Annotated in this window: 12 protein-coding genes; 7 read left to right on the top strand and 5 right to left on the bottom strand. The window is 43.8% G+C overall.

All coding sequences use genetic code 11. The features are described from left to right. Nucleotides 1-112: 112 nt before the first annotated feature. The 3 genes from C8D84_RS04845 (at nucleotide 113) to C8D84_RS04835 (ending at nucleotide 3265) form a co-directional block, all read left to right on the top strand. Entirely contained in the window at nucleotides 113-1090 is a 978-nt protein-coding gene (locus tag C8D84_RS04845; RefSeq protein WP_109590497.1) for a zinc-binding dehydrogenase, read from the top strand. Nucleotides 1091-1163: 73 nt separating this feature from the next. Then, on the top strand, nucleotides 1164-2168 hold the full coding sequence (locus C8D84_RS04840) for a YhdH/YhfP family quinone oxidoreductase (RefSeq protein WP_109590495.1): 1005 nt from the start codon (nucleotides 1164-1166) through the stop codon (nucleotides 2166-2168). 227 nt (nucleotides 2169-2395) lie between these two features. Then, complete coding sequence (locus tag C8D84_RS04835; protein ID WP_201560397.1) at nucleotides 2396-3265, top strand: HNH endonuclease; 870 nt, start codon at nucleotides 2396-2398, stop codon at nucleotides 3263-3265. A 213-nt stretch (nucleotides 3266-3478) separates the two neighbouring features. Here the strand turns inward: C8D84_RS04835 and C8D84_RS13850 are convergent, their stop codons facing one another. From C8D84_RS13850 to guaA, 3 genes are all read right to left on the bottom strand, one after another. Next, complete coding sequence (locus C8D84_RS13850) at nucleotides 3479-4294, bottom strand: hypothetical protein (RefSeq protein ID WP_146192883.1); 816 nt, start codon at nucleotides 4292-4294, stop codon at nucleotides 3479-3481. A gap of 42 nt (nucleotides 4295-4336) precedes the next feature. After that, the gene (locus C8D84_RS04820; RefSeq protein ID WP_109590489.1) at nucleotides 4337-5023 is read right to left on the bottom strand and encodes a zinc ribbon domain-containing protein; all 687 of its coding nucleotides are present in this window, start codon (nucleotides 5021-5023) and stop codon (nucleotides 4337-4339) included. Nucleotides 5024-5393: 370 nt separating this feature from the next. Further along, the gene (gene guaA, locus C8D84_RS04815) at nucleotides 5394-6989 is read right to left on the bottom strand and encodes a glutamine-hydrolyzing GMP synthase (protein WP_109590487.1); all 1596 of its coding nucleotides are present in this window, start codon (nucleotides 6987-6989) and stop codon (nucleotides 5394-5396) included. 557 nt (nucleotides 6990-7546) lie between these two features. Between guaA and C8D84_RS04810 the strand changes: the two genes are divergently transcribed. From C8D84_RS04810 to C8D84_RS04800, 3 genes are all read left to right on the top strand, one after another. Continuing rightward, on the top strand, nucleotides 7547-9304 hold the full coding sequence (locus tag C8D84_RS04810; RefSeq protein WP_109590485.1) for an FAD-binding oxidoreductase: 1758 nt from the start codon (nucleotides 7547-7549) through the stop codon (nucleotides 9302-9304). Between the two features lie 80 nt (nucleotides 9305-9384). Further along, entirely contained in the window at nucleotides 9385-11052 is a 1668-nt protein-coding gene (locus C8D84_RS04805; RefSeq protein ID WP_109590483.1) for a glycerol-3-phosphate dehydrogenase/oxidase, read from the top strand. A 161-nt stretch (nucleotides 11053-11213) separates the two neighbouring features. Beyond that, complete coding sequence (locus C8D84_RS04800) at nucleotides 11214-12782, top strand: FGGY-family carbohydrate kinase (protein ID WP_109590481.1); 1569 nt, start codon at nucleotides 11214-11216, stop codon at nucleotides 12780-12782. A gap of 2 nt (nucleotides 12783-12784) precedes the next feature. Here C8D84_RS04800 and C8D84_RS04795 read toward each other — a convergent pair whose 3' ends face one another. Continuing rightward, nucleotides 12785-13951: a MalY/PatB family protein gene (locus C8D84_RS04795; RefSeq protein ID WP_109590478.1), complete on the bottom strand. Its 1167-nt coding sequence runs from the start codon at nucleotides 13949-13951 to the stop codon at nucleotides 12785-12787. A 245-nt stretch (nucleotides 13952-14196) separates the two neighbouring features. Between C8D84_RS04795 and C8D84_RS04790 the strand changes: the two genes are divergently transcribed. Beyond that, on the top strand, nucleotides 14197-15030 hold the full coding sequence (locus C8D84_RS04790; protein ID WP_109590476.1) for a hypothetical protein: 834 nt from the start codon (nucleotides 14197-14199) through the stop codon (nucleotides 15028-15030). Nucleotides 15031-15561: 531 nt separating this feature from the next. Here C8D84_RS04790 and C8D84_RS04785 read toward each other — a convergent pair. After that, nucleotides 15562-16239, bottom strand: coding sequence for a DUF3732 domain-containing protein (locus C8D84_RS04785; protein ID WP_109590474.1), 678 nt, complete (start codon nucleotides 16237-16239; stop codon nucleotides 15562-15564). Nucleotides 16240-16318: the final 79 nt, after the last annotated feature.

The raw sequence follows: 16318 nt of genomic DNA, 5'->3' as shown, positions 1-16318 counted from the left end.
CTATACGCGATACGTGCAACGCATAACATTCCTTAACTAAAGTAACATTGAGGGTACTGAGACAAACTTGTTACTGTTGCTCACAACCTAAAAATAAATAAAGGCAATGATTATGCGTAGCGCAACTTATAGTACCTTCGGTAAACCATCTGACGTCCTCAGTTTAGGTGACACGCCTATTCCTGAACCAAAAGCCAATGAAGTCCGAGTCAAAATGGTACTCGCCTCTATCCACAACCATGATTTATTAACCATTCGAGGTCAATATGGCTTTAAACCTGAGCTGCCAGCGGTTGGTGGTAGCGAAGCGGTCGGCATTATCGATGCCGTCGGTCAGGATGTCAAAGACTTAAAAGTGGGTCAGCGCGTGGCGGCAGCTAGCGTACAAGCGACATGGGCAGAGTATTTTGTCGCCTCAAAAGACATGGTATTCGTCATGCCTGATAGCTTAGAGGACGAAATGGCGGCGCAGCTCATTGCGATGCCACTCAGCGCGCTGATGCTGATTGAGTTTTTAGAACTAACAAGCGGTCAGTGGGTGATCCATAATGCTGCCAATGGCGCGGTAGGGAAATCGCTCGCCATGCTAGCCGCCGCGCGTGGTATTAACACCCTTAATGTCGTGAGAAGTGGCGATGCTATCAAGGAATTAGAAGCACTGGGTATCAAGCATAATATCAACACCTCAGATGACGACTGGAAAGACCAAGTAAAAGACATCCTTGGTGATGAGAAAATCAGTGCCGCGGTTGATTCTATCGGTGGTGACTCAAGTAATGATCTGCTGGCGTTACTGGGTCATGGGGGCACATTGGCATCGTTTGGCATCATGTCAGGCAAACCAATGGTACTAGATCCAACCCATATTATTTTTAAACAAGCGACGATCAAAGGCTTTTGGGGCAGCAAAATTAGTCAAGAAATGAGCGTTGAAAACAAACAGCGATTGATTGATGAGCTAATCGAACGTGCTAACGATGGCAATTTAAAACTGCCCGTTGAAGCGACGTTTGATTTGGCAGATATCGTCAAGGCCGTCGATGGCAAATTGCAGGCAAGTAAGAATGGTAAGGTGTTGTTAAAAGCATAAATTATTGCCTTACATACACCTATGTACTTGCAAATGAAGACACACACCAAACAACCTCACTAGGAATAATATGATGTCTAATAATAAAACCTTTAAAGCCTTAGTCGTCGAAGAAAATACCGACGGCACCTTTAGCAAAAGTATTCAAGAACGCAACGTCAGTGACTTGCCAGAAAATGACTTGTTGATAGAAGTGCATTATTCCTCGTTAAATTTCAAAGATGCCATGTCGGCATCAGGTAATAAAAGAATCACCAGACAATATCCGCATACCCCTGGTATTGATGCAGCAGGCGTTGTTGTCAACGACAAATCAGACACGTTTACCGCAGGGCAAGAAGTATTGGTATTTGGCTATGATCTCGGCATGGATACAGATGGCGGTCTGGGTCAGATGATCTCTATACCTGCCGATTGGGCATTGCCCTGCCCAAAAACGCTGACGTTAAAAGAAGCAATGACTTACGGTACGGGCGGCTTAACCGCAGCACTCAGTATCCAAAAACTAGAAAAAATGGGTGCAAAACCCAGTGATGGTCCAGTCGCGGTAACTGGTGCAACAGGCGGCGTCGGTACGATCAGTATCGCTATTTTGAGTCAGCTGGGTTATGAGGTGATTGCCTTCTCAGGTAAGCCAGAGCAAAGCGAGCATTTGAAAGCATTGGGCGCGAGCGAAGTGCGTCATCGCGATACCATCAATGAAATTGGTAACAAGCCTATCGGTCGTGAGCTGTGGGCAAATGCCATTGATACCATTGGCGGCGACTACTTACCCAATCTGCTAAAGCAAACTAAATCTGGTGGTGCAGTGACCAGTTGTGGTTTAGCCAGCGGCGCTGAGTTTTCGATGTCGGTGATACCTTTTATCACCCGTGCGGTGTCATTATTGGGTATCGATTCGGTGTATATTCCACTGGCAGACAAAGAAGCTATTTGGCAGCGTGTCGCCACCGATATGAAACTGCCTAATCTTGAGAGCTATGGCGAAGAGATTTCGCTAGAGCAAACGCCAGAATACTTGGATCGCTTTATGTCGAGCAAGGTGGTTGGGCGTTATGTGGTGAATGTGCGGGGTTAGTTTTTTAGCTTAGCAGTCAAATATTATAAAAAAGGCAGCATCTCTTTTGAGGTACTGCCTTTTTTAGGTTTCAAAAGATATGTTCAAACGATATAGTAATAAAGTGTATGGTATCTCAAAAGCTGTATCAAAAATAATGTAAATTTAACTTACTAAAAAGCTGGCTTAATAAACTTTCTCTACTCAGTTGAACATATTCTCACAAAAATTAGGTCTGGAGTCATGAAATGATATCAGGAAGAAAATCTATTCCTAAAGCTGTCAAAGAAGTACTTCGATCTGAAGTTGGGTTTGGTTGCCCAATAAAAGGATGTGGCAACCCTTACCTTGAATACCACCACTTTGACCCGCCAGTGAATATAAAACCTCATAATGAGCCAAAAGGTATGATAGCACTGTGCGCTCAGCATCATAAAAAAGCAGATGGTGGTGCATATACAGTTGAACAACTACATACATTGAAAACAGATAAAACCAATGCTGCATTAGTGAAAGGTAACCTAGATTGGTTACGCAAAAATTTATTAGCTGTAGTAGGAGGTAACTTCTACTATGAAACTCTTCGAATTATAACAATTGATGATATTGACTTAGTATCTTTGAAGCGTGATAAAGAAGGCTATCTTCGGTTGAACATAAATATGCTAAGTTTAGAGTCTGAAGAAAGATTAATTATTAAAGATAGTTCATGGGAGAATGTAGGTTCACCTTTAGACTTGCGCAGCCCTCCTCAAGGCAAAGAACTGGAAATTAAATATACTAACGGCGACTTTTTATACTTAAGATTTATTGAGCTTGAATCACTTGAACAAGCTAAGAAGAAATATAAAACAGATATCTTTAAAGATATACTATTTCCAATAACTGCTGTAGAAGTCGAAATGACAATCGCAGGTACAAATATAGAGCTTACATCTTCTAAATCCCAATTAGGTGGTATTCAGATGTCTGGTTCTTTAGTTTCAAACTGTGGTGGCGGTGTTGTTATCGAAAATAGTGGGATTTTATGGAAACAAAATCCTATTTGGAAGCGAAAGGGATTAGTGACAGAGACTGAAGACTCTAATGTTATAAAAGTAAATTTTAAAAGACGATAAATCTTTCTATTAAGATGGCTTTTTTGCCTTTCAGCGTCCCAATAGTAACTATACAATCATTCATCCCTAAACGTATAATTAATATAAAAAAACACCCAACCAAGTTGAGTGTTTTTTTGTTTTCAGCTAAAGACTAAGTAGAGGTTTATTCCCACTCAATCGTCGCAGGCGGCTTGCTGGACACATCATAAATCACTTCTACATTATCAACAGTTAACCACACGCCCAATCAAATTCATTATTCAGCAAATCAATTTGCCCATTACCACCACCCATATTGGCATCGCCAAGCGTTTCTTCAAACTCAATATAAAAAGGACTAAATTCTGGTATCGCTTGAATGGGATTGGCCGTACCACCAAAATGACTTTTTGCATGAAACCTATCAAGCTTTAACATCTCACCTTTTTCAGAGAACATCGGAATATAGGCATTTCCATCATCTTCATCTGGCCACTCATCAAGCATCTTGCCAACGTTAGGATCATCTATTCGGACAACGTGCTTAATAAACTGAGCAGATTCATCTTTAACAAAGCAGGTGCTACCCCATTCTTCAATCTCATAGTCTGGATATATACCATCTTCTTTATTAGGCAGCGGCGTGGACTCACCAGAAAACTCTGCTTCCGTTAGCCAAATCAATGTCCAGCCACCACCAATCATATCTTTCAGATAGATTTCTTGAGGGTGACGATGGTTAGCATAGCGACTCAGTGACGCCCAAAAATTCTCAGCGTCTGTATGATTCACCTCAGTGAGATTAGTAATCATATCTTCAACACCGTCTACCCTATCTTCAACATGATCATCCGCTTGAAAAAGCGATATTGCCACGAGATCTTTCCCTTTTACGCGATACGCTTCAGGCACTAATATCGTCCATAAGTGCGCCATCGGTAGACCGTTAATCCTGCTTCGCGGCCATTGATCCGTGGTGATGCCGACTGGGCGACCAAAAGCCCAACCTTGCCCATGATCTTTATCCGTGAGTTCCAAATCATATGCTTGTTTTAGTGGTTCCATCACTTTTGTCTCGCCTCCTTAGATTAACCTTATTTATTAGACGCACTACACCAACCAATACCACTCAGGCGCAAACAAATAGGACATACCCATAGATAGCAATACTGATAATATGCTACCCACAATGGCGCCAACCCATGACGTACCACCCTTTGCCGCTAACTCCTGTTCGACCGTCGCTGGGTCAGCTGTATTACTCATGACTTTTTTTATATTTTTGACGCTGTGACTAAAGTAAAAATAATTACCTAAAAGTCCTGTCAGTACTGCCCATGCGACAAAAAAGCTGGTTTGACCTATAGAGCTATACGCCTCCATACCGAGCAGATGCATTAAGACTAAATCAACTGCATTAATGCCAAGTACAATAAAAAAAGCGGCTAGATACATTTTACGATAGCACAACCAAGACGTTCCCAGGAGAAGTCCAGCCAAATTAAAACTGTGTATACTAGAGCCATCATTATTAACCTCTAAGCGTGGCTCGCTGTCCTTAAACCATTTATCACGATAAAAATCATCATACTTTTTACCAACGAAAGCTGCCAATAAAGTATCGGTATGTTCAGCGCTGGAAGCTGGATGGTTTTGCGGGATTTGCGCATCTTTAGAAATATTAACTGCCGTTAATGGTGGCGGTATTTGTGCTTGGACGTCAGAGAGCTGATGCCCACATTTTGAACAAAATCCCGCCTCGCTTGAATTTTCTTGATTACAGTTATTACAAAACATCTTATCCCTTAATTTTACTAAATACTGAACGATTGATAGGATTATCTCGACTTTAATAAATAATAGCCAATTAAAGTTGGCTATATTATAGATAATAAAGACAAATGTTCAATGAAAAATTAGAGGATTCTTAGTTGCCTGTTTGTTTTAACCAAAAAAAACACCCAACCAAGTTGAGTGCTTTTTTATCGCTATATTGAACTAATCTAATTATCGATTAGTCGTATATCAATTCAAAAAATTTGAGTTGAAAAGCTATTTAGATAAGTTTACGTAGTCTAAAATGGTAACAAGGCAACCGAGCGCAGATAGTACGTGTTTGTATATCTAGCTAGGTTAACACCGTTACCGTTTAGAATACTTAAACGGTTTATTCCCACTCAATCGTCGCAGGTGGCTTGCTCGACACATCATAAGTCACGCGTGAAACTTCAGCGATTTCATTCATAATGCGATTCGATACCGTCTCAATCAAATCATACGGCAGATGCGCAAAGCGCGCGGTCATAAAGTCTACGGTCTCAACCGCACGTAGCGCAATCACCCACGCATAGCGGCGACCATCACCGACCACGCCAACTGATTTGATCGGTTGGAATACCGCAAATGCTTGCGCGGTCTTCTCATACCAGCCTGAACGCTCAAGCTCTTCCATAAAGATAGCATCAGCAGCACGCAAGATATCAGCGAATTCTTTGGTCACTTCGCCCAAGATACGCACGCCCAAACCCGGTCCTGGGAACGGATGACGGTTAATCATCTTCGCTGGTAGACCAAGGGTAATACCCAATTTACGCACTTCATCTTTAAACAAATCGCGTAATGGCTCAACCAACTCAAATGCCAAATCATCTGGCAAACCGCCTACATTATGGTGACTCTTAATCACGTGGGCTTTACCTTGATGCGACTTCGCTGATTCAATCACGTCTGGATAAATCGTACCTTGCGCCAAGAATTCGATGACTTTACCATCGCTTTGCTCACTGACTTCACGAGCACTATTAGCGAATACATCGATAAAGGTTTTACCGATGATTTTACGTTTGGCTTCCGGATCAGACTCGCCAGCCAATGCCGTCAAGAATAACTCTTCAGCATCAACACGAATCACTTTTACGCCCATGTTTTCAGCGAAGATTTGCATCACTTGGTCGCCTTCGTGCAGACGCAAAAGACCAGTATCAACAAACACACAGGTTAATTGATCGCCAATGGCTTTATGCAATAATGCTGCGACGACTGAACTGTCCACACCACCTGAAAGACCAAGTAATACTTGCTTATCACCGATTTGCTTTTTCAGTTGCTCAATACGCATATCGATGATGTTATCAGGCGTCCAGCTACCCGCGCAGCCACATATTTCATGGACGAAACGTCCTAGCAGTGCAGAACCTTGCGCGGTATGTGTGACTTCAGGGTGGAACTGAAGACCGTAATAGTGACGCGAATCATCTGCCATAATCGCAATCGGGCAGCTTGGCGTACTAGCGACGATATCGAAGCCTTGTGGGGCATCGACCACTTTATCGCCATGACTCATCCACACATTTAGCTTCGCTGCTGCGTCTTCGATACCATCAGTCAGCGTTGATTTGCCATCGATATTGATGGTTGCTGCGCCAAATTCATGGATATCACTGGCATGAACTTGTCCGCCGAAGCGCTCTGCCATCGCTTGCATACCGTAGCAGATACCAAGTACAGGTACGCCTAAGTCGAATACGGCATCATTGATGCGTGGGCTGTTTTCCGCATGGACGCTCTCAGGACCACCAGATAAGATAACGCCTTTTGCACCAAAATCGGTAATGCGCTGGGTGTCGATATCATAAGGGAACATCTCACAAAACACCCCAGAATCACGGACACGGCGGGCGATAAGCTGGCTGTACTGTGAGCCAAAATCGAGAATTAAGATGCGATCTTCTTTAATAGTAGGAACGTTGGCAGCAGTTGTCATAACGTAGTGTCCATCAATAAATAAATTGGTGCGCTATTTTAACAAGTTTGAGCAGTCTATTGGTTATAAAAATACGCTAATCTACCAACTGACATATAACTATCTCATTAGACCAGTATATTCCCGTACTTTATTTCATTTTTATAATGATTTCATTTATATTCCTCCATCCATAAGAAATCATAATAAGGCGTTATAGAATAATGAGCAAAATCAAAAAGCGGTTTATTGGTCTCGTAAAGCAGCTGATATGCTTTTTTACATAGCATACTACAGAGAAGCTTACATCAGTGTCGCCTATGATTAATCTATATTATTCCGCAACACATGGACTTCATCTGAAATTTTCTCTAGCTTAGTCTCACCGCATTGGTACTTTTATATATCAGGGTTTATTGGTGTTATTTAGCATTACTTAGCGCATAGACTGATGGTTTTGGTAGAGAATAAAGAATTAGCAAGTCGGAACAGCACACCAATCGTTGTTGACTAATGTACAGAAAACAGTTACTTATTATAGTCATAGATAATCATAATAAATTGACAGGTATGTCCCTATGAGCAAAATCAAAGCCCTTATCCGAAAACGCCCTAAATCTGACCCGTCTAAAGCTATTTCAGTCAATTCTGATAACCAAAACACCAATAACACCAGTATAGACGCCGCCTCAAAGGGTCATACGGTAAATACTCCAATCGAGCAAACGCGCTGGAATGGTTGGGGCAATATCAATATTAATAAAAAAGTCTCAGCGCATGGGGCGAAACTGATCAAATCACATATTGGTAAAACCAAAAAACTATCATCAGTGAGCTTACAGCAAGTACTTAAAACCGTCCCCAAATCGCGCTTGCCTGTTGCTATGACTGAGCTTGATACTGTATCTGTCGACAACGAAGTAAGACTTAGACATGCTCGTGGGCAAAGTTTTCCAGACTGGATAGCCATGCAGGGTGGCGACTTTGAAGTCTTTCCTGATGGGGTCGCTTTTCCTGAATCGACCGCTGATGTCGAAGCATTATTGAAGCTTGCAAGCGAGCATGATCTTATTGTCATTCCTTTTGGCGGTGGCACTTCAGTCGCGGGTCATATCAATCCGCAAAAGGGTTCACGCCCCATATTGACCATCGCTATGAGCAAGATGGATCAGCTGATTGACTTAGACAGTGAGAGCCAAATTGCTACCTTTGGCGCAGGTACACAAGGGCCAGCAGTCGAGGCGCAACTAGACGCACACGGCTACCGCTTGGGACATTATCCTCAGTCTTGGGAGCTATCGACACTGGGCGGCTGGATTGCAGCGCGCTCTAGTGGTCAGCAATCTTTAGGTTACGGACGCATCGAACAGATGTTTGCTGGTGGAACGCTTGTGACACCGCAAGGGGTACTCAATATAGCTGATTTCCCAGCGTCAGCGGCAGGACCTGATCTGCGTGAGATGATGATGGGCACCGAAGGCCGCGCTGGTATTTTTACGACAGTCAAAATGCGGGTACAACCACAACCCGAAGAAGAGCTATTTAAAGTTGCTTTTTTACCGAACTGGGCAGCGGGTAAAGAAGTGCTTAGACAAGCGGTTCAAAAAAATATTCAATTATCAATGCTACGCCTAAGTAATGCGGTCGAGACTGACGCGCATCTACATTTGGGTACGACGCCCAGCCAGTTTATGGCCATTAGCACTTATCTAAAAGCACGTGGACTGAGCTCAAAAAAAGTCATGCTCACTTATGGCGTCTCAGGGGATAAAGCACAGAATAAATTGGCACTGACGCAATTTAATAAGCTATTAAAACAGCACGGTAGTGTTACGGGTAAAATAACCGATATCATGGGTAGTGTCTGGGCACATGGACGCTTTAAATTCCCTTATTTGCGTGGGACGCTGTGGGAAAAAGGCATCATGGTCGATACCTTTGAGACCGCCACCAACTGGAATCATATCGACGAGCAGATGCAGCAGATGCAAGAAGCGGTGAAAAACGCTCTGGCAGACGAAGACGAAAACGTCATGGCTTTCACTCATATCTCACATGTCTATAAGCAAGGTGCTAGCCTCTATACCACTTACTTCTTTAGAGCAGCCAAAGATCACGCCAGCACGTTAAGCCGCTGGCAAAAAATCAAACATGCTGCCAGTTCAAGTCTAGCCAATGGCACAGCGACGATATCGCATCAACATGGCATCGGCCGCGATCACGCCCCCTATCTTGCTGCCGAAAAAGGCAAGCTCGGTCTACAAGTAACTAGCGATATGCTCAAAAGCTTGGACCCTGAACAGCGTATGAATCCGGGTGTTTTAATCGAAGACTAAAAGGCAGCTACAGCCCGACTAGATGGCTTAGAAACACTGAGTCACTAATTAATTTGAGTATAAATTAAGATGAATCGTTTATGAACCAAGCCAATCAACATCAGCAACGCCAGCAAGCATTAGCGCCTTTATCTCGTCGCTCGTCTCAAGTAGTACCATGGGATATACTCATCATCGGTGGCGGTATCACAGGCGCTGGGATTGCTCGCGAGGCAGCAAGGCGCGGCTTGGCGGTGTTACTCATTGAGCAAAAAGACTTTGCTTGGGGCACGTCCAGCCGCTCTAGCAAAATGGTACATGGCGGGCTGCGCTACATTGCCTCAGGTGACTATAAAACCACTTTGCTGAGCGTCCGTGAACGCGAGCGCATGCTAAGCGAAGCAAGTGGTCTTGTCAACGAGATGCATTACGTCATGCCGCATTATAAAGGTAAGTTTCCACCGCCATGGATATTCAATACCTTGCTACGTATCTACGATGGGTTGGCGGGCAAGCGCTACTCTAAATACGTTAAAAAAGACGCTTTTTTACAGCTTAATCCGCACATCAAGCAAGAAAAATTTTTGGGTGCCAGTCAATTTAGCGATGCAGTGACCGATGACTCACGCCTTGTGATGCGGGTACTTGATGAGGCGATTAATGATGGCGCGCAGGCTATTAATTACCTAAAAGCAGAATCGTTGATTACCAATGAGCAAGGCTTGGTGACGGGTGCTACTCTAAAAGATACTTCTTCTGAAGACAACGGTAAAAGTTACGACGTTTATGCCAAAGTAGTGGTCAGTGCTACGGGTGCTTGGGCGGATACCTTACGGATGCAAGCTAGCAAACAAACTGAGCAAAGCTTTCACAAGCAAATTCGCCCGTCACGTGGTAGCCATCTGGTGGTCAGCCAAGAGCGCCTACCAATCAAACAAGCCTATACTTTTTTGCACCCTATCGACAAAAGAGCCGTCTTTGTCTTTCCATGGGAAAACCGTACCGTCCTTGGTACTACCGATTTGGATCATCCGCCATTAGACGATAACGAAGTCGGTATCACTAATGAAGAGGTGGATTACCTATTGGCAGCGACCAATAATCTCTTTGATAATGTAGACATTAGCCGCAAGGATGTCATCAGCTCATGGGCAGGCGTGCGTCCACTGATTTCTGATGGCGGTGATGGTAAGCGCGTCAGCCCAAGTAAAGAGAAACGCGACCATAGCGTCTGGTTGGATAATAATTTGGTCACTGTTAGTGGCGGCAAGCTAACCACCTTTCGCCTAATCGCCCTTGATGTGCTAAAAACTTGTCAACAAGTACTGGCATTTAATGAAGCAGATAGCAAAGAGCTTGGCTCATTAAATACTGAAGTCTTTAGTAATCAACCGCCAACCAATCCTAAATTTACCACCTTACCAAAACCCCTACAACAACGCTTACAAGGATTTTATGGTCTACAGCTTGATGCCTTATTAGAGTTAGCACATGATGATGATTTGGCTTATGTGACTGACAGCAACACCATTTGGGCAGAGATTCGCTTTGCCGCCCATTATGAGCAAGTCATTCACTTGGATGATTTACTACTGCGACGTACACGCTTAGGTTTGATACTACCTGATGGTGCTATGTCGCCGCTTATCAGTAATCGGATTAAGCAAATATGTCAGCAAGAGCTCGGCTGGGATGAGCAAAAGTGGCAGAAAGAAGTTGAACGTTATCAAGATTTATGGCAACGCTACTACCATTTGCCTGCGGCTTAGCACTTTTTTATTATATTAATAGCAAATGCTACTGGTATAAGTTTTCCTTGCTTGCTGTGCCTACGCAGACAGAGGCTGCGGAAAACTTACCCCAGTAGCACACTATAATCATTGTATTTTTATTGAGCTATATATCTATTTCTACATAGTTAAGGATGACTATGACCAACAACCTTGATGCCCCTATTTATTTCTTAGCTATCGACAATGGCACCCAAAGCGTCAGAGCGCTTATCTTCGATCAATTCGGTAGCGAGATTGCCAAAGCCCGCGTCATTATCGAGCCGTATTTTTCAACGCAGCCAAATTTTGCGGAGCAGCATGCCGACTACTATTGGAAAAAATTAAGCGAAGCCTGTCAGCAATTGTGGCAAAACTGCGATATTACGCCCGAGCAAATTGCCGGCGTCAGCCTCGCCACCCAGCGCTATACCATGATATGTTTGGACAAGGATAAACAACCGTTACGCCCAGCTATCGTCTGGATGGATTTGCGTCGCGGCGAAACCAATGACATAGGCTTTCTAGGTCCACTCACCAAAGTCATCGGTATGGGCGAGCTGGTACAAGAGGCGCAGCAAAAAGCCCGCTGTAACTGGCTTGCTCATCATGAGCCTGAGATTTGGAAAAAGACTGCACACTATGTCAACCTCTCCGCATACCTCACCTACCAGCTCACCGGCGAACTCGCCGATTCGACAGGCCATTCGGTTGGCTATTTGCCTTATGATTATAAAGCGCAAACGTGGATGAAACCGAAAGATATCAAATGGCGCTTATTTAGCTGCCGACCTGAGCAAATGCCTATAATTGTTCCACCGGGACAGCCACTTGGTCATATCAGCGCTCAAGCTGCCGCCGCTACTGGTATTCTGGAAGGCACGCCGATGATCGCTGCTGCTAGTGACAAAGCCTGCGAAGCACTAGGCGCAGCGGGTCTCGCAGCAGACACCGCCTGTTTAAGTTTTGGCACTACTGCGACAATTAATAACACTTCGAGCAATTATGTCGAGATACTTAAACATATGCCCGCCTACACCGCCGCCGCGCCAAATTACTACAATCATGAGTACATGATTTATCGCGGCTTTTGGATGGTCAGTTGGTTTAAAGAGCAATTTGCCCACTATGAAGAGCAGTTAGCAAAGACCCAAGGCATCGATACCGAAAAACTCCTCGATCAAGCGGTGAAAGACATTCCAGCAGGCTGTATGGGATTAATGATGCAGCCATACTGGTCACCTGGTGTTCGTCATCCGGGACTTGAGGGCAAAGGTGCGCTTATTGGATTTGGCGACGTACACACGCGAGCGCATGTTTATCGAGCTATATTAGAAGGGCTGGCTTATGAGCTAAAGCTTGGCTTCGATACTATTGAGAAGCGTATAGGCAAACCCATCAAACACTTGCGTGTCGCTGGTGGCGGCTCTCAAAGTGACTCTGCCATGCAGCTGACGGCAGATATCTTTGGCATGCCCGCTTATCGACCGCATACTTATGAAGCCTCAGGCTTAGGCGCTGCTATCAATTGTGCAGTAGGGCTTGGCGTTTATCCTGACCATTCAACCGCAACTCAGGCGATGACCCATTTGGGCGATGAGTTCTTACCTATTGACGCCAACGTCCAGCTCTACAAACGTCTTTATAATGAGGTTTATCTCAAAATGTATGAGCGTCTAAAACCCTTATATCAAAGTATTCAGGACATTACTGGTTATCCTGCTAAATGATATTACTGTTTAACAGCATCGCTATTTAATGCAGTATGCATACGGTTTAGCCCTTCTATAAGCAGCGCTTTAGGGCACGCTATATTAAGGCGCATTTTTAGATGCCCTTTATTACCGTATTTAATCCCCGCGCTAAGCTCAACTTTGGCCTCTCTAAGCGCGTCATAGAGCATTTGATCGTCTTGCGCATATGCCGAGCAATCTAGCCAAATCAAATACGAAGCTTCTGGACGCATCACCTTAATTTTAGGTAAATGCTCTTCTAAAAAGCTAATGGTTAATTCAATATTGGCTTCAATATAGGTCAGCGCCTGTGCCAACCACTCACCACCTTGCTCATAAGCACTGCGCATCGCCATATAAGCAAATAAGTTCAGCTCATGCTCGTCACTTAAACGCTGCTGCTGGTTAATTTTACTCATTAATGCGCTGTCTTTAGCAAAGATCATAGAGCCTTTGATACCGGCAATATTAAAGGTTTTGGTCATCGAGGTTAGGCTCACCACCTTGTGCTCATAGCCTGTTGCTAGGGTTAAAAAAGGCGTAAATGTCTGCCCACTCAAGGTTAAATCTTGATGAATCTCATCACTCACAATTGCCACATCGTGCTTTTTACAAATCGAAAGCAGCGCTTCAAGTTCATCCGCTGTCCATACACGTCCGCCCGGATTATGCGGATTGCAGAATAAATATAGCTTAACTTTATGCTTGATAATTTTGGCTTCGATATCAGCTAAATCCAGATGATACTTACCTTCAACCTCTTTTAATGCAGAAGTCACAAGCTTACGATTATTGTCCAAAACCTTGCTCATAAAAGGCGTATAGATAGGATCATTGATGAGTACCGCATCCCCTGCCTCGGTAAATACTTTCATCATCAGCACCAAACTTGGCACGACACCCGGAGAAAACAGGATATCCTGCTGCTCCAGCCACAAGTCATAACGACTGCCATGCCAGTCGATAATCGCTTGATACAACGGCTCGGTCGGCACGGTGTAACCCAATATGCCATGCTGCGTTACTTGCTCAATCGCCGCTAAAATAGGCTGGGCAGTCTTAAAGTCCATATCCGCGACCCACAGCGGAATGGTGTCATCGGTATAATGCCATTTAAACGACCCCGTATCACGTCTGTCTATTATTTCATCAAAGTTGTACAGCACCAATGCTCTCCTTTACGGTAGTTTTATATTATAACTGTTCATTCGTCGGCTTAAATGACCTTTGAAAATATAATGCTATCATTATTTGAATAATGGTTAAAAATTAGTGTTACATTAATGTTGTGGACTCTACATATGATCAAGTTATTTAGGCCAGAGTATGTTCATATTGCAAGGATTGTGATCTATCAGCTTTTACCCAAACCCCCTACTAAGCCAAGATGGCTTGTCTAAAAGGACTTAGCATGATGAAAATGGATTCCCTATCAAAATTAGCACTCAAAATCAGTTCCCTTACTCTCGCCATTGCCGCAACTTCTGCATGCACTGCTATGGCAACAGGTGCTGACTCTCAAGTTTCAAATACCCAAACCACTACGAACAGTACTGCTATTACTTTAGGCAATAGTGCTATGTCTAGCGGCACTAACGACACGGTTGCTATCGGTAATATGGCCAATGCAGGTCTGAACTCAGCAACCGCTGTCGGCGGTCAAGCCAACGCTGCAGGTTTAGGCTCAACCTCTATCGGCTGGCAATCAAAAGCTACCGCTGAACGCGCGCAAGCGTTTGGTCATCTAGCCAACGCGAGTGGTGTACGCGCTACGGCTGTTGGTGAAGCCGCGATGGCTGGCGGCAGTAATGACACGGTCGCTGTCGGCAACAAAGCCAATGCGGGCATGAATTCAGCAACGGCTGTTGGCGGGGAAGCCAATGCCGCAGGTTTAGGCTCAACGTCTATCGGTTGGCAATCAAAAGCCACTGCCGAACGCGCGCAAGCCTTTGGTCATATAGCCGATGCTAGTGGTGTACGCTCTACCGCAGTTGGTGAAGCGGCAGCCGCACAAGGTGCAAACTCGGTAGCGCTAGGCAATAAATCTATGGCTGGCGGCATGAATAGCATCGCTATCGGTAACGGAGCAATGGCGGCTAAAAACAACCAAATCGTCTTAGGTAGTGCTGGACAAGTGCAGTCTAGTACTGCGTCTCAGTCAGGTACAGTTAGAATCGTCACTATCGATGACAACGGTACGCTAGGTACGATGATGGTTGATTACTATAAAAAATCAGCTAAATAATAGTAGTCAATTAGTGCCAAACTACTAACGCTGGTGCAGTTATCACCAGTTATACTCGATAAAATAATGAGACCTCGCCATGGCAGGGTTTTTGCTATTTGAGATTACGGTACTAGGTTTAGGGGTTTAGAGTGGGGCTTTAGATGGTTTGGGAATAGTTTAGAATTTGCGGATTAGAAGGTGAAACCGTTGCAGTAATAAGGGGAGCCAATCCTGCCATTCGCTATTATCTGCTTATCTAGGTGTGAGGATGGATCAAGCGAAGTACTGCTTCGCCCTGACCTGACGCAAGAGAAAATCTATGATTTTCTGTGGCTACGGTTTGGGTCATTCCTGTTTGGTCACGATACTGCCCCAAAACCTAGCCTTCGCAACACGCCTATTCCAGCAGGATAGCCTTAAGAAACTCTCATTTAAGAGAGTTTTTCTTGCAAGCATAAAATTGCGGTGCAATTTTTTACGGCTCTCATGTCAGGGCTAAAACGCGCCTTTGTAGCGAAGGTCAAATAGAAATTAGAACTTATATAACTTTCAACTAGTAGGTGGGTCTAGAAGATTAAGCTGTTCACCTTTGATACCAATGGGCATCTGTTCTTTACTGATATCGTCAGATTTAATATTAACACTCTCATTAGGTAAAGGATAAATAAATCCACGATCTCGCCATCTTGCTACAACTAAATCATCGAAAGTAACATTATCTAAAGTTAGTCCATCAGCATGATCAGTGATAATAATTTGCGGTTCTATACCTGTTAAATCTTTAGTATCTTTACAAAACTGTACCAACTGCTCGAAAATATTTTTTACAGATTTCATATCAGCATCAAGACTTTCAGGCTTACCCCTTTTTTCAACAAGATCTTGAGCATCAAACTCGTTTGAGTTGTCCTCTATATTTGTGGGAAAATATACTTGAGTAGGTTGATCAATAAATAAAATAGGAGGTATAACTGATTTATCGCCTATCTTACAAAAGTATCTATGCAATGCTAGAAATAATGAAAGATGGCTATATAGCCAATTCGCGCCACTACCCATAGAGCGTAAGTATATTTTCTTATCATCGTCTGTCTTGTAGTAAAGATCAAAGTTTGATAACGAGAACTTTAAGTTGATAGGTTTATAATCTTCTTCAAAGTCGAATTTTTCGCCTATCTTATTCATTTGCTTATTGATATACGTTTCAGCTGTGACCCCTGCTGTCAAATCCGTACACCTAAACTTGGGAGATTTTAATTACGCAGCCTGACGGTAGAAATCAACCCAAACCTGTCTTGGCGATCTC

It is taken from the genome of Psychrobacter immobilis, assembly GCF_003148585.1.
GTDB lineage: Bacteria > Pseudomonadota > Gammaproteobacteria > Pseudomonadales > Moraxellaceae > Psychrobacter > Psychrobacter immobilis.
Note: the sequence above shows the minus strand (reverse complement) of the source record. Positions and strands in the feature narration are given on the sequence as shown.